Annotated in this window: 1 pseudogene; it reads left to right on the top strand. The window is 70.9% G+C overall.

What is annotated here, in order from left to right:
* Window positions 1-324 (top strand): annotated as a pseudogene (locus tag ACEN88_RS34745) (penicillin-binding protein 1C); the annotation flags it as partial.
* Window positions 325-350 lie beyond the last annotated feature (26 nt).

Raw genomic sequence — 350 nt, 5'->3', positions numbered from 1 at the left:
GACAGTGTCATCGCGCTCGATCCGGACATCCCGGCACCGCTGCAGCGCGTGAGCCTGCGCGCCTACGGCGGCGCGGGCCTGCGCTGGGAACTCGATGGCGCGGATGCCGGCCCGGCCGACCGGAGTGCCACGTGGGCACCGCTTCCGGGCGAGCATGAAGTGAAGCTGGTGGGAGAAGATGGCCGGGCGGTGGCCGCCGCCCGGTTTGAAGTACGTGGAGCGGCGGCTCCCGGTCAGCTGGCTTCCACTTTTTCGACCAGTACCGGCGGTTCCGCGATCAGGTCGAGCGGCAACGGCGTGAACAGCGGCGAGTCCGAGCGGTAGGGCACGCGTCCGGACGGAACGTGGCG

The sequence above is a fragment of the Massilia sp. CT11-108 genome, assembly GCF_047302915.1.
GTDB classification, from domain to species: domain Bacteria; phylum Pseudomonadota; class Gammaproteobacteria; order Burkholderiales; family Burkholderiaceae_D; genus Telluria; species Telluria orientalis.
Note: the sequence above shows the minus strand (reverse complement) of the source record. Positions and strands in the feature narration are given on the sequence as shown.